Source organism: Luteibacter sp. (assembly GCF_036500425.1).
Lineage (GTDB): Bacteria > Pseudomonadota > Gammaproteobacteria > Xanthomonadales > Rhodanobacteraceae > Luteibacter.
The window spans coordinates 24,879-37,574 of sequence record NZ_DASYCB010000006.1; the positions used below are offsets into that span (position 1 = coordinate 24,879).

General features: G+C 63.7%; 11 protein-coding genes. 4 read left to right on the forward strand and 7 right to left on the reverse strand.

The window, feature by feature from the left end; translation table 11 throughout:
• Window positions 1-16: 16 nt before the first annotated feature.
• Genes VGN46_RS01725 through VGN46_RS01750 form a run of 6 tightly spaced genes read right to left on the reverse strand, consistent with a single transcriptional unit; the run spans window position 17 to window position 5,746 of the window.
• On the reverse strand, window positions 17-1,264 hold the full coding sequence (locus VGN46_RS01725) for a cysteine desulfurase (RefSeq protein WP_331639963.1): 1,248 nt from the start codon (window positions 1,262-1,264) through the stop codon (window positions 17-19).
• 15 nt (window positions 1,265-1,279) lie between these two features.
• Window positions 1,280-2,605, reverse strand: a complete 1,326-nt coding sequence (gene sufD / locus VGN46_RS01730; protein WP_331639965.1) for a Fe-S cluster assembly protein SufD — start codon at window positions 2,603-2,605, stop codon at window positions 1,280-1,282.
• Complete coding sequence (gene sufC / locus VGN46_RS01735) at window positions 2,602-3,387, reverse strand: Fe-S cluster assembly ATPase SufC (RefSeq protein ID WP_331639984.1); 786 nt, start codon at window positions 3,385-3,387, stop codon at window positions 2,602-2,604. The genes sufD and sufC overlap by 4 nt, the downstream gene beginning before the upstream one ends.
• Before the next feature lie 20 nt (window positions 3,388-3,407).
• On the reverse strand, window positions 3,408-3,815 hold the full coding sequence (locus tag VGN46_RS01740) for an ACT domain-containing protein (protein WP_331639967.1): 408 nt from the start codon (window positions 3,813-3,815) through the stop codon (window positions 3,408-3,410).
• A gap of 3 nt (window positions 3,816-3,818) precedes the next feature.
• Window positions 3,819-5,279, reverse strand: a complete 1,461-nt coding sequence (gene sufB / locus VGN46_RS01745) for a Fe-S cluster assembly protein SufB (RefSeq protein ID WP_331639986.1) — start codon at window positions 5,277-5,279, stop codon at window positions 3,819-3,821.
• A 14-nt stretch (window positions 5,280-5,293) separates the two neighbouring features.
• Window positions 5,294-5,746, reverse strand: a complete 453-nt coding sequence (locus VGN46_RS01750; protein WP_331639969.1) for an SUF system Fe-S cluster assembly regulator — start codon at window positions 5,744-5,746, stop codon at window positions 5,294-5,296.
• 260 nt (window positions 5,747-6,006) lie between these two features.
• Here VGN46_RS01750 and VGN46_RS01755 point away from each other — a divergent pair, with 260 nt between their 5' ends.
• The 4 genes from VGN46_RS01755 to VGN46_RS01770 all read left to right on the forward strand — a co-directional run bounded on the left by VGN46_RS01755 (window position 6,007) and on the right by VGN46_RS01770 (window position 11,642).
• Entirely contained in the window at window positions 6,007-6,441 is a 435-nt protein-coding gene (locus VGN46_RS01755) for a cupin domain-containing protein (protein ID WP_331639971.1), read from the forward strand.
• A 142-nt stretch (window positions 6,442-6,583) separates the two neighbouring features.
• Window positions 6,584-6,922 carry a P-II family nitrogen regulator gene (locus tag VGN46_RS01760; RefSeq protein WP_331639973.1) on the forward strand — a complete coding sequence of 113 codons (339 nt, stop codon included), beginning with the start codon at window positions 6,584-6,586 and terminating at the stop codon, window positions 6,920-6,922.
• The gene (locus tag VGN46_RS01765) at window positions 6,912-8,237 is read left to right on the forward strand and encodes an ammonium transporter (protein WP_414675199.1); all 1,326 of its coding nucleotides are present in this window, start codon (window positions 6,912-6,914) and stop codon (window positions 8,235-8,237) included. The genes VGN46_RS01760 and VGN46_RS01765 overlap by 11 nt, the downstream gene beginning before the upstream one ends.
• 384 nt (window positions 8,238-8,621) lie before the next feature.
• Window positions 8,622-11,642, forward strand: coding sequence for a TonB-dependent receptor (locus tag VGN46_RS01770; protein WP_331639978.1), 3,021 nt, complete (start codon window positions 8,622-8,624; stop codon window positions 11,640-11,642).
• A 392-nt stretch (window positions 11,643-12,034) separates the two neighbouring features.
• On the opposite strand, the gene VGN46_RS01775 is transcribed toward VGN46_RS01770, so the two are convergent.
• A partial coding sequence (locus VGN46_RS01775) for an IS30 family transposase (protein WP_331639980.1) occupies window positions 12,035-12,696 on the reverse strand: 662 nt, incomplete at its 5' end.

Here is a 12,696-nt window from a genome sequence, read left to right on the forward strand (position 1 = left end):
CGCGATCGGCGTCCGGTCAGAGCAGGAGCTTGCGGACCCGCCCGATGGCCTGGATGAACTCATCCACCTCGGCCTTGGTGTTGTAGAAGGCCAGGGAGGCACGCAACGTGGCGGGCACACCGAAGCACTGCATCAGCGGATGCGCGCAGTGGTGGCCAGAGCGTACGGCGACGCCCTGCAGGTCCAGCAGGGTGGCCATGTCGTTAGCGTGGGCGCCTTCGAGCAGGAACGAGATCACCGGCTCCTTTTCCTTCGCCTGGCCGAAGATCCGCACACCCGGAAGGTCGGTGATGGCCTGGGTCGCATACGCGAGGAGCTCTTGCTCGTACGCCTTCAGGCGATCGAAGCCGATGCCCTGGAGGTAGTCGATCGCCGCGGACATGCCCGCGAAGCCCGCGATGTTCGGCGTGCCGGCCTCGAAACGATGCGGCGGGTCCGCGAATACCGTCCCCTCGAAGCGCACTTCGCGGATCATCTCGCCGCCGCCGAAGAACGGCGGCATGGCCATCAGGTGCTCGCGCTTTGCCCACAACGCACCGGTACCGGTCGGCGCCAGCATCTTGTGGCCGGTGATCGCGTAGAAATCGCAGCCCAGGGCCTGGACGTCGACCTTCCGGTGCGGGGCCGCCTGCGATCCATCGACCAGCAGCGGGATGCCGCGCTTGCGGCATTCGCGGGCGATCTCGCGGACGGGGTTTACGGTACCGGTCACGTTCGATACGTGGCCTACGCAAGCGAGCTTCACCTCGGGGGTGAGCAGCTTGAAGAATTCCTCGAGGATCAGCTCGCCGTTTGCGTCGATCGGCGCTGCTTTCACGATAGAGCCGGTGCGTTCGGCCACCAGCTGCCACGGCACGATGTTCGCGTGGTGTTCCATCACGGTCGTAACAATCGCATCGCCGGGCTTCAGACGCGGCAGCGCATAGCTGTACGCCACCAGGTTAATCGCCTGGGTGGTGCCCGAGGTGAGGATCACTTCCTCGCGCGACGGCGCATTGATGAAGCGGGCCAGCGCGTCGCGCGCGCCTTCGTAAGCAGCCGTCGCTTCTTCGCCCAGCGTGTGGACCGCACGGGCTACGTTCGCGTTGTGCTCGCGGTAGTGCCGATCCACAGCCTCGATCACCGAGACCGGCTTCTGCGACGTATTCGCGCTATCGAAGTAGATCAGCGGCTTGCCGTGCACGGTGCGCGAAAGCAAGGGGAAGTCGGCGCGGATGCGTTCTACGTCCAGCGGGTGGGGGGCGGTCTCGGCCCTGGCATTCATGGCTTGGCTCCGGACTTATTCAGCGGCGGCGCTGGTCGGCAAGTGGGCCACCAGCAGTTCACCCAGGTGTTCGCGCAAGGCATCATTCGGCAGCGATTCGAGTGCGGCTCGGCAGAAGGCCAGCGTGAGGAGGCTGCGGGCTTCCACCAGCGGGATGCCGCGCGAGCGCAGATAGAACAACGAGCGCTCATCGAGCTGGCCGATGGTGGCGCCGTGGGCCGCCTTCACCTCGTCAGCGTAAATCTCGAGCTCGGGCTTGGTATCGATCTCGGCGGAGCCCGACAGCAGCAGGTTCTTGTTGCTGAGCGAGGCGTCGGTGCCGTCAGCCCCTTCCGCCACCACGATCGCGCCGCGGAACACACCGCGCGAGCGACCGTCGGCAATGCCGCGCCATAGCGCCTCAGATGCCGTGTCGCGCGCCTTGTGGTTTATTTCGAGCTGCGTATCCACGTGCTGGCGGCCCGCGAGGGCAAACACGCCACGCGTATCGAAACGGGCCCGGTCGCCGAGCACTTCGGCGGTAAGCTCATGCCTAACCAGCGCGCCACCCAGTTCCAGGGCGTGCACGGTCACCTTCGCATCGGCATCGAGGCGGACGTTGCCGCGGCGAATCAGGGTCGTGCCGGATGAAGCATCCTGCAGGATCACCAGGCCCAGCGTCGCGCCTTCGCGCGCCACGTAATCGGCGACCACGGTACCCAGTTGGGTGGCATCGCCACGGGTGACAAAGTGTTCGACCACATCCAGCGAGCTGCCCTTCCCCACCTCCACCAGCACGCGCGCGTGCCAGGTGGTGTCAGCCTGGGTGCCACTGGTGACATGGACGATGTGCAGCGGCTTGCCTGCCTGCACGCCATCGGTCACGCGCAACATCACGCCTTCGCTGGCGAGTGCAGCGTTGAGATGGGCGAAGGCGTCGGCGGCGCCGCGGCGATAGCGATTGGCTAGCGCGAAGCGCAGGGGTTCCGATTGAGCGGCCAGGACGGCGCTCAACGGGGCCAGTTCGACGCCGTCATCGGTGTCGAGTGAGGAAAGATCGGCGCGATACACACCATCGACGAACACGACACGAGCACCATCGACACCCGGCAGGGTGAATAGCGAGGCATCGACGGCAACGCCTGCAGCGACGCCCGCATCGGCGAGCGCAAACGAGCGCTGCGACAACGCACGTAGCGGAGTGTACTTCCACGCCTCGTTACGGCCCTCGGGCAAGCCGGTATCGGCAAACGCCTCGAGGTTTTCGCGACGCGCGGCATCCAGCCAGGCAATGCCCGTGACGGGCACGCCGGCGGCGGCATCCAGTGCCGCCCGCACGAACGGGGACGGCGCGCTGGTCATGCCGGCTCCCCGGCGAGGTCAGCCTTGCGCAGGTGCGGATGCTTATCGGCGAGCCAGGCGTAGCCTTCGGCCTCGAGCTTCAAGGCGAGATTCTTGTCGCCACTCTCGACGATGCGCCCACCCGCCAGCACGTGGACAAAGTCCGGCTCGATGTAATCGAGCAGGCGCTGGTAATGGGTGACCACGAGGAATGAGCGATCTGGCGAACGCAGCGCATTCACGCCCTCGGCGACCTGCTTCAGCGCATCGATGTCGAGCCCGGAGTCGGTCTCGTCCAGGATCGCGAGCTTCGGCTCGAGCACGGCCATCTGGAAGATCTCGTTGCGCTTCTTTTCGCCGCCAGAGAAACCTTCGTTCACGGCGCGATGCAGCAGTTCGTCGGAGATCTGCATGATCTTCAGCTTCTCGCGAACCAGCTTGAGGAAGCGCATGGAATCCAGCTCCTGCTCGCCGCGGAACTTGCGCTGTGCATTCAGCGCGGCACGCAGGAAGTAGGTGTTGTTCACACCGGGGATTTCCACCGGGTACTGGAAGGCGAGGAACAGGCCCACCGCTGCGCGCTCCTCAGGCTCCAGTGCGAACAGGTCCTGCCCGCCGAACGACACGGTGCCTTCGGTCACCTCATAGCCCTCGCGGCCGGCCAGCACGTTGCCCAGCGTGGACTTGCCCGCGCCGTTCGGCCCCATGATGGCGTGCACCTCACCCGGGTTTACCGTGAGTGAAAGGCCTTTCAGGATCTCCTTGCCTTCGACGCGGGCGTGGAGGTTTTCGATCTTGAGCATGTGCATGGCGGTGCTGTCCATCAGGGCGTCAGGTGCGAAAGCGCATCAAGTGCTTCGTCGCGGCGGTCCCAGGGCACGAAGATGTGATCGTGCAGGAACGCGGAAACGGGGTTGCAGGGAATGCCGCGCTTCGCAAGCGCGGCGGAAACGGCGGCCATCATGCCCACCGCGGTAAGACTGGATTGCACACGCAGGGTGATGCATGCCCACAGCATGCGATCGCCGCTACGGTCGCCTTCCTTTACGTCGACGATGAGCGTCGTGCCCTCGTCTTCGCGGAACATCATGAGCGCATCGGCCACGCGCTCGCGAGCACGATCGTGCGACACGTGGATGAAACGTTTCGGCACCGGGTCAACATCCGGGTCCAGCGCACCAAGCAGGACGCGCAGGTCGGTGAGGCCCGGGGCGGAGCCAGCGATACCCATCGCTTAGCCCACCGCGCCTTCGAGCGAGACTTCGAGCAGCTTCTTCGCTTCCACGGCGAACTCCATGGGCAGCTCGCGGAACACCTGCTTACAGAAACCATCGACGATCATCGACACGGCATCTTCTTCACCAATACCGCGCGACAGGCAGTAGAACAGCTGGTCATCGGAGATCTTCGAGGTGGTGGCCTCGTGCTCGACGATCGCGCCCGGATGCTTCACTTCCATGTATGGGAAGGTGTGCGCGCCGCACTGCTTGCCGATCAGCAGCGAATCGCATTGCGTGTAGTTGCGTGCACCATCGGCGCCCTTCTCGATCTTCACCAGGCCACGGTAGCTGTTTGAGCTGCGACCGGCACTGATGCCTTTGGCCACGATCTTCGACTTCGTGCCCTTGCCGATGTGGATCATCTTGGTGCCGGTGTCCGCCTGCTGGCGGTGGTGAGTGAGCGCTACCGAGTAGAACTCACCGACCGAGTTATCGCCGCGCAGCACGCAGCTGGGGTACTTCCAGGTGATCGCCGAACCGGTTTCGACCTGGGTCCAGCTGATCTTCGACGACACGCCACGGCAATCGCCGCGCTTGGTCACGAAGTTGTAGATGCCGCCGACGCCGTTTTCGTCACCGGGGTACCAGTTCTGCACCGTGGAATATTTGATCTGGGCGCGATCCAGTGCCACCAGTTCGACGACGGCGGCATGCAACTGGTTCTCGTCGCGCATCGGCGCCGTGCAGCCTTCCAGGTACGACACGTAGCTGTCGTCCTCCGCCACGATCAGGGTGCGTTCGAACTGCCCTGTATTGATGGCGTTGATGCGGAAGTACGTCGACAGTTCCATCGGGCAGCGGGTGCCCTTGGGGATGAAGACGAAGCTGCCATCGGAGAACACGGCCGAGTTCAGGGCGGCAAAGTAGTTATCGCCGACCGGAACGACACTGCCGAGGTAGGCGCGGACCAGGTCGCCGTGCTCGCGGATTGCCTCGGACATGGAGCAGAAGATGACCCCGGCTTCCGCCAGTTCCTTGCGGAACGTGGTTCCCACCGAGACCGAATCGAACACGGCATCAACCGCCACGCCAGCCAGCTTCGCCCGCTCGTGCAGGGGCACGCCTAGCTTCTCGTAGGTTTCGAGCAGCTTGGGATCCACTTCATCGAGTGATTTGGGGCCAGCCTTGGGCGCCGAGTAATAGCTGAGCGCCTGGTAATCGATGGGCGCGATGTCGAGCTTGGCCCAGTCCGGCTCCGGCATGGTCAGCCAGTGGCGGTAGGCGGCCAGGCGCCACTCGGTCATCCACTCCGGCTCGCCCTTGATGGCTGACAGCTGGCGGACGATGTCCTCGCTGAGGCCCGGCGGCAGGCTGGTGGATTCGATATCGGTGACGAAGCCCGCCTCATAGCGGCGGTTGAGCGCCGCTTCTACTTCAGCGTTATCGCGCACCGGCGCTGCCACTTCGCGTGTCATGTTCTCGCTCTCGTTCATGCGTTTGCCTGCGCGGCATCGGCCGCGCCCTTGGCCGGCGCCGTGGGGCGCCCGGCCAGCATCTGTGCCAGGGTCATACCGCGCAGCACGCCGTCGATAGCCCCGGAGACGGAGCGCCAGCTACCGCTGACGCCGCACTGCGACTGACGATCGCAATGGCCCTGGGCGATGCTGCATTCGGTAAGCCCGATAGGCCCTTCCAGCGCCTCGACGATGTCCGCCAGACTGATCGCTTCCGCCGGCCGCGCCAGGCGGTAACCGCCATTGACGCCGCGGAACGAATCCACCAGCCCGGCATGCCCGAGCAGCTTCAGCAGCTTGGACACCGTGGGCAACTCCAGGCGCGCCTCATCGGCGATCTGGGCAGTGCTCAGAACGTCGGCGGGGTGCGTGGCGATGACGGTCATCACCACGGTGGCGTAATCGGTAAGTCGGCTGACGCGAAGCATCGGCGGAAGGGGGATGTTGGGAAACCGGACCAAAATGGTACTGTTTCGAGCGCCGTTTTGCAATGCAGCGCGCCGATGGCCATGGGACAACCGACCTGTAGGAGCGCGCTTGCGCGCGATGGGGCTTGCCGCGGCCTTGTCGCGCGCAAGCGCGCTCCTACAGGGGGTTGGATCTTGGTATAGCGATTTGGTTAGATCCTGGTGCTTTCGCGTGCACTTGACTCGGGCGCATGCTGACCTCCCCAGCCAGGAGCCAGCTCATGAAACGCCTTCACCTCGCCCTGCTCGCCCTCCTCTTCCCGCTCGCCGGCATGGCGGCCGCCCCGGCGCCGCCCAGCGAACATGTGAGCGTCAACTTCTCCCACGAGCTACCCAACGTGCCCGGGAAAAAGCTGACCGCCGTGGAAGTCACCTATCCGCCAGGCGCCGCATCCGCCCCACACCATCACGCGGGCTCGGCATTTATCTATGCGTACGTAGTGTCCGGCACCATCGTCAGCGAAGTGGACGGCGGCGGTGAGCGCACCTACCAGGCCGGCGAGAGCTTCTATGAGACACCTGGTTCGCACCATCAGGTGAGCCGCAATGGCAGCACCACCGCGCCGGCCAAACTGCTCGCGGTCTTTATCGCCGACAGCGGTGACAGCCAGCTGACGACGCCCGACCGGCAGGGCACCAGCATGGACACCCGTTAGTCCCATCATGGTGCAAGTGTGGAGCCCGGCGGACGCGCGCCAGAACGTAAGGCGTTGCACCGCAAGGACTGGAGCGTAGATGCGCTAATGGCACGCATCCTGCCTTGCCTTCCCCATCCAACCACATGGGGAGCCGCGGCACATGAAATGGATCAACGCGATCATCAAGCCGTTCACGCTGGACGATGTCCGTGAGGCCCTGGCCGAGGTAGGCGTCCAGGGCATGACGGTGACCGAGGTGAAGGGCTTTGGCCGACAGCATGGCCATACGGAGTTATACCGGGGCGCGGAGTACGTGGTGGATTTCCTGCCGAAGCTGAAGGTGGAGATCGCCGTGACCGACGCACAGCTCGAGCGGGCTATCGAGGCGATCAGCACTGCCGCACATACCGGCAAGATCGGTGACGGCAAAATCTTTGTCATCGACCTCGAACAAGCCATCCGTATCCGCACCCAGGAGGTGGATGGCGATGCGCTCTAAGTCACTCCGCTCCCTGGCCGCCCTCATGGCGGCCTCGCCCGCCCTGGCCCTCGCACAGACCACCACGCCCGCGAAGCTGGATAGCGGCGATACCGCCTGGATGCTCACGGCGACCATGCTGGTCCTATTGATGACCATTCCCGGACTCGCGCTGTTCTACGGCGGCATGGTTCGCGCAAAGAACCTGCTCTCGGTCCTCATGCAGTGTTTCGCCATCACCGCCCTGGTCACCGTGCTCTGGGTGGTTTACGGCTACTCCATCGCCTTTGACACCACCGGCATGGCCGCCGGTACCACCGGCCTGCATTCCTTCGTGGGCGGACTCGGCCACGTCATGCTCGCGGGACTCGCCCCCAGCAGCCTGTACAACAGCGTGCCGGAAACGGTGTTCGTAATGTTCCAGATGACGTTCGCAATCATCACACCGGCCTTGATCATCGGCGCGATTGCCGAGCGCATGAAGTTCTCGGCGCTGCTAGTGTTCACTGCGCTGTGGTTCACCCTCGTCTACCTGCCGATCGCGCACATGGTCTGGGGTGGCCCCGGCTCGTTCCTCGGCGACCTTGGCGTCCTCGACTTCGCGGGCGGCACCGTGGTGCATATCAACGCCGGTATCGCTGGCCTCGTCGGCTGCCTGGTCATCGGCAAGCGTCGCGGCTACCCGAACACGCCGATGCCACCGCACAACCTTGGCTACACGCTGGTTGGTGCGAGCATGCTGTGGCTGGGCTGGTTTGGCTTCAACGCTGGCTCCGCGGTAGCAGCCAACGGCAGTGCAGGCATGGCGATGCTGGTGACGCAGATCGCGACTGCCGCCGCCGCGATCGGCTGGACCGCCGTGGAATGGCTCACCCACCGCCGGCCGAGCGTGCTGGGTATCGCCTCGGGCGCGGTGGCGGGCCTCGTCGCGATCACCCCCGCTGCGGGAACCTGTGGCCCCGGTGGTGCGCTGGTGCTTGGCCTCGCCGCGGGCGTGGTCTGCTTCTTCTGCGCGACGCGCCTGAAACGCAAGCTCGGCTACGACGATTCGCTTGATGTATTCGGCGTGCATGCCGTGGCCGGCATCCTGGGCGCGCTTCTCACCGGCCCGTTCGCCGCGCCCGCGCTTGGCGGTTTCGGGACAGTGACCGATCTCGGCCTGCAGTTGTGGATCCAGTTCAAAGGCGTGGGCTTCACCGTGGTTTACAGCGCCGTGCTCAGCTGGGTGATCTTCAAGGGCATCGCCGTAACGATGGGCCTGCGCGTGGACGAAGAACAGGAACAGATCGGCCTGGACATCGCGCTGCACGAGGAGAAGGGTTACAACCTTTCTTGAGTTTCATCTCATGTGTTCTCCAAAGAGCCCGGCACTGCCGGGCTCTTTGCGTTCCATCTTTACGAAATCCTTCAAAGGTGTGACGCACAACGACATGCGCTGCAGCGTGCATCGAAAAAAATTTCATCCTGAGGTGATGGCCTCATAAACCACTGATTCAAAGCACTTTGCTGCGAGTGCCGCAGTGTCATGGATCCTTAACACAGGTTTGACACTCGAAAGCCCCTCCCATAGAACCGGGGTTCGCTCGCAAACGGGCGGCCTTCGCTGGGGTAGAGCGAAACGCCGCGCGCGGGGCGAAACACGCGGATTTCCCCCCATGAATCCGCTCAATTCTGTCATCCACCAAGGGGCCCTTCCACAAGGGCCCGGTAGGGGCTTTGCATGTCGAAAAACCACTTCACCCGTCCGTTCCTGCGCCCGACTGCGCTGGCACTGGCGCTCGGCCTCGCGGCCACCGGCAGCGTCCATGCGCAATCGAACGCCTCGGGCGTTGTCTTCGGCCGCGTGTCGGTCGAACAGGGCAACACCGTGCACCTGCAGAACGTCGATACCGGACTCGTCCGCGATATCACCGTGGATGCGGAGGGTCGCTACCGCGCATCGTCGTTACCGGTCGGTCGCTACAACGTGTCGGTGATGCGCGATGGCGCGACCGTCGCCACGCGCGAGAACGTGTCGGTGCAGGTGGGCAGCGGCACAGATGTGTCGTTCCTTGTCGAACCGGCTAACGCAGCAAATGCATCCACCCTGGAAGGCATCCAGGTCACCGGTAACGCCCTGCCCTCGATCGACGTATCGTCAGTCGATTCGCGCACCGTCCTCACCGCCGAGCAGCTGCAGAAGCTGCCGATCGCGCGTGATGTCACCTCTGCTGCCCTGCTCGCACCCGGTGCGGTGGGCGGCGACGAGCGCTACGGCAATGTCGCGTCCTTTGGTGGCGCCTCGGCGGCGGAAAACCAGTACTACGTCAACGGCTACTCCGTCACCAACGCGCTGACCGGCCTGGGCCTCATCAGCCTGCCTTACGACGCGATCGACCAGCAACAGATCTTCACCGGCGGCTACGGCGCCGAGTACGGCCGCTCCACCGGCGGCGTAGTCAACATGATCAGCAAGCGCGGCGGCAACACGTGGAAGGCTGGCGGCCAGATAATCTACACGCCGGAAGCCTTGCGTGACTCACCGCGCGATATCTATCTTGGAAATGGCCAGATCTTCCAGGATCGGCACAAGAACAAGAGCTGGAGCACCGAATACTCCGCGTACATCAGCGGTCCGCTGATCAAGGACAAGCTGTTCCTGTACGCCACCGGTGACTTCATCCGTACGGAAGGGTTCACCCGAGGCTCGACGGCGGCAGCCACCGACGCGAACTACACGACCAAGACCAACCGCTATCTCGCGAAGATCGACTGGAACATCAGCGATAACCACCTGCTCGAGCTCACCGGCTTCAGCGACAAGACCACCGAGAACCGCGAGATTTACGGGTACAACTACGCTACCGGCAGTCGCGGCGCCTACCGTGGTTCGCTGTACACGAAAAACTACGGCACGGCCGGCGCGACGCCGGGCGGCGACGTCTACATCGGCAAGTACACCGGCTACCTCACCGATAACCTGACGGTGAATGCGCTTTACGGCAACAGCACGACCAAGCACCAGCAGGTCACCAACTCAATCGGTGGCGATTGCCCGCTCATCACCGGCAACTTCAGCGAAAACGGGCGCACCGTCTTCCCGCCGAACTGCTATCTGCAGGGCCAGATGCTCGCTCCCGGCGCGGAGGATAAAACCCACGGCTGGCGCCTCGACGTGGAATACCGCCTTGGCGACCACGACCTGCGTGCTGGTCTTGATAACCAGACGCTCGAATCGTTCGCCGGCAACTTCTACGAAGGCCCGGATGCCGGCCGCGACAAGGGTGGCTCCTACTACTGGACCTACGGCACCGCGCCGACGGATGGCAAGGTCGAAGGCTACCCGGACGTCCAGTTCCCAGCCGGCACCACCCGCTACGTACAGCGCGTTTACTTCTACGCCGCATCTAACGTGAAGACGGTGCAGGAAGCGCAGTTCATCGAAGACCGCTGGCAGGTCAACGACCGCTGGCTGGCTTACCTTGGCTTGCGCAACGAGCAGTTCAAGAATATCAATGGCGCCGGCGATGTGTACGTCAAGCAGCGCCACCAGCTGGCCCCGCGTCTCGGCCTCACCTGGGATGTATTTGGCGATTCTTCGCTGAAGATCTATGGCAACGCCGGCCGCTATCACCTGGCGATTCCGTCAAACGTTGCGGTCCGCGCCGCCTCGGGCTCGTACTTCCTGCGCCAGTTCGGCACCTTCGACAGCATCGACCCGGTGACCGGCATGCCCATCGGCTTCGTGCCGAACGGTAGCGAGTACGCGTCGAACGGCCACGATGGCACCAACCCCGATCCGCGCACGATCGCCGCCAAAGGCATGGATGCGTACTTCCAGGATGAATACATCCTCGGCTTCGACAAACAGCTGGGTAATGACTGGGCGGTCGGCGCCAAGGCCACGCTCCGCAAGCTGAAAAGTTCGATCGACGACTTCTGCGATTCGCGCCCGTTCGAGAACTGGGGTGAACGCAATGGCGTGGACATGAGCAACGCCACCATCTCGGGCTGCTATCTGTTCAACCCGGGCAAGAGCAACACATTCCGGGTGGATATGGATGGCGCTGGCAACTTCCAGGATGTCACGCTGAACAAGGGCGACTTCACCAACAACGGCATCGGCTTCCCCGATCTGAAGCGCAAGTACTACTCCTTGAATCTGTACGCCGAGAAACAGTTCGACGAGAAGTGGTATGCGAAGTTCGACTACGTCTTCTCGCGCAGCTATGGCAATTCCGAGGGCATGCTGAAGTCCGATATCGGTCAGCGTGACCCGTCGGTGACCCAGGACTGGGATGCCCCGGAGATCATGGTCGGGTCGAACGGTCCACTGCCAAACGACCGCACGCACCAGTTCAAGGCGTATGGCTTCTACCAGATGACCCCGGAATGGCTGTTCAGTGCCAACCTGGTCGTCGCCTCGGGGCGTCCGGTGAACTGCATCGGTGTCGCTCCCGGCGATCCGATCCAGTATGGCGCGTCCTACTTCTATTGCGACGGCAAGGTTTCACCGCGCGGCTCGCGTGGCCGCCTTCCGTGGACACAACAGCTGAATCTCGGGACAGAATGGCGCCCCGCCTTTGCCGACCACAAGCTCGGCTTCAACGTGGACGTGTTCAACGTCTTCAGCCAGCAGCGCGAAACCAGCGTCATCGAAGTCGGCGAGAACAACGCCGGCGTCCCGGTGGCGACGTATAAGCGTGCCAATTCGTACTCCGCGCCGCGGTACTTCCGCTTCTCGGTCCGCTACGACCTGTAATCGCAGATCGCGCCGCGCGGCCCTCCCACCGCGCGGCGCAACTCCCCTCTTCGAGGTGTTCTCGACCCGGCGTGCAAGCCGGGTTTTTTTATGGTTCTTCACGCGTTACCGGGGTCGTTCGCTGCCTCGCGCGTCGTGATCGGTTCATTCGCTGGCGCGAATGCATGTCTTCATCGAGTGGGATCGCCTTCGGCACCGCGTTGGGTGGGCTCGGCTTCGCCATCGCGCTAGCGCTCGGACGTGGTCGCCGGAGAGCCCTCGGTGCCCACCCTCGCTGCTCAGACAGGTCCTCAACGTTCGACAAGGATGCCCCTCCGGGGCCATGTACTTATTGGCCTACGGCCGCGAACCGGCAGCCGGGCGGGGGCTTTACGACGAGACGTCCGGCGATCTCAACCGATCGATGCAACGGCTTGGTTGAGAACCTCGGCCGGGGTCTGGAAGTCCAGGGTCTGCCGGGGGCGCTGGTTTAGCTCCTTCGCAATGCTATCGAGCTGGGCCTGGGTGTAGTGGTTCAGGTCCTGTCCTTTGGGAAAGTACTGGCGAAGCAGGCCGTTGGTGTTCTCATTGGATCCACGTTGCCAGGGGCTGTGCGGATCGCAGAAGTAGACTTGCAGGTCCGTCGCCAGCTTGAAGCGTGCGTGCTGATACATTTCCGCGCCGCGGTCCCATGTCAGGGAGCGCTTCAGTTCGGCGGGTAGCTTGCGGACATGCCTGGCCATGGCGTCAATGACCGTGGCGCTGTCTCGTGCAGGGATCTTTATCAGCATCACGAAGCGCGATCGGCGCTCGACGAGCGTGACGATGTGCGAATTAACCGTGCCGGTGAGCAGATCACCTTCCCAATGGCCCGGTACTGCCCGATCCTCCACTTCCGACGGGCGCTCGCTGATCGTGAGGGCGTCTGGAATCGCGTTCCGGGCAACCTTTCGACCCTTGCCGTGCCTTCCCTGGGCTTGGGGGTAGCGCAGCATGCGTTTGGTGCGCAGATGATCGAGCAGCTGCTTTTTAAGCACTCCTCGGCTCTGGACGAACAGGCTGCGATAGATGGTCT